Source organism: Halorubrum sp. CSM-61 (genome assembly GCF_003781945.1).
Classification (GTDB): domain Archaea; phylum Halobacteriota; class Halobacteria; order Halobacteriales; family Haloferacaceae; genus Halorubrum.
Genome location: NZ_RJJW01000024.1, coordinates 1 through 1,712, shown reverse-complemented (window position 1 = coordinate 1,712; position 1,712 = coordinate 1). Strand labels below are relative to the sequence as shown.

The following is a 1,712-nucleotide window of genomic DNA, read 5'->3' as shown; positions in this document are numbered from 1 at the left end:
CTCGTAGTCCGCGCCGCTGTCGAGCCCGGTGAGTTCCTCGCTGAAACGTCCGGTCGCGGACAGGGCCTGTGGCGTCGTCGCGTTCGAGAGGCCACCGCTCGGTCCCCACTCGAAAGAGACGTCCGCGCTGTCGGCCCCGCCCAGGTCGTTCAGAACGCCGTTCAACGTCGCAGTCGTCTCGCCGACGTCGACCGCCTCGGCGGTGGTAACCGACACGCTCGTCTCCTGGTCGCTGGCTTCGGTGCTGAACGTGTGTGCTTGGTAGACGTTGCCGGCAGGGTCCAGCTCCCGGACGGTGAGCCGAGAACTCGTCAGCGTCAGCGAGTAGAACTGGTTCTGCTCGGCGATGTAGTCGGTGAACCACTCGTCGTCGAACGAGCGGTTCCCGCGGTATCCCGTGCCGAACTGCATGACTCGGTCGACCCCGCTCGCGTCTTCCACGAGGTAGCCGTCCGCCCCGCCGTCGAGCGGGATGTAGTCGCCCGAAGAGGGCTCCGTATCGACGACCGTGTAGGGCACCGTGTACTCGCGGAGGTGGATGTGCCCGGCGAAGTGACACAAGACCGAACTGTCCTCCCACAGCGTCCGCAGCCACTCGTCGCGGAGCCGCCGTTGTAAGTCGTCGTCCTCGGGGACGCGCCGGTTCCCACCCGTCAGCAGCGGGCTGTGGTGGAACGGGATCGTACAGAGCACGCTCTGGTCGATGGCGTCCCCCAGCCAGGCGCCCACGTCCGCGGGGTGCGCCGAGTGCGTGTCCAGTGCGAGCAGCTGCAGGTAGTCGCCGACCGTCACCTGCCCGTAGTTCTCGCCGGCCGGATCGAGAGACTTCGGGTTTCCGTAGAAGAACTGGAAGACGCCTTGTCCGGGGTTCACGCTTCCCACCCCGTCCCAGCTGTGGTTGCCCACCTCGTGGTTGCCGGGGATCGGGAGGACGGGATGGAGCCGGCTCTCGTTGAGCGTCCCGTACCACTCCCTGAACAAGTCGAGCCACCAGTCGACGACCGCCTCGTCGGACCGGTTGTTCGTCGATCCGTCGCCCCACGTGATGTAGTCCCCGCCGAAGAGGATCAGGTCCGGGTCCGTCCCGCGGACGGGAACCATGTCGGAGGGGTCGCTCATCCCGTCGCCGTTGTCGATGTGGATGTCGGAGTAGAGCGCGATGTCGAGGCCGGCGTCGGGCAGCGTGGCGGGTAGCGTCCGCCACTCGACCGACCGGAGCGTCGTCCCGCTCTCACGGATCTCACCGTGGTAGGTCGTTCCGTCGCTCAACCCCGCGAGGCCGACGGCGTACCGATATATCCCGGTCTTCTCGGGAACGGCCGTCCCGGTCACCGTCTCCTGCTGGGAGAGGTCGCTCGGATCGGTCCCGTACGCGAACGTCTGCTCGCCGCCCCCCGCGCCGTCGCGTTCGTCGATCCAGTAGATCAGCGACTGGCTCGTCGGATCGGCGGCGAGGTTGTAGTACGGGGAGACGAGATCGGACGCCCCGCCGCCGCTTCCGGTGGTGAACGTCGCGACGCCGCCGGTGTCGGTGCCGCCGTCGCTGGCCTCGGCGATCGCGCGGAACTCGTAGTCCGCGCCGCTGTCGAGCCCGGTGAGTTCCTCGCTGAAACGTCCGGTCGCGGACAGGGCCTGTGGCGTCGTCGCGTTCGAGAGGCCACCGCTCGGTCCCCACTCGAAAGAGACGTCCGCGCTGTCGGCCCCGCCCAGGT

At 68.0% G+C, this 1,712-nt stretch carries 1 protein-coding gene; it reads right to left on the bottom strand.

The genetic code is table 11. The features are described 5' to 3' along the window. The coding region (locus EDM04_RS18340; protein ID WP_164471171.1) for a metallophosphoesterase at positions 1-1,712 on the bottom strand (1,712 nt) is incomplete at both ends.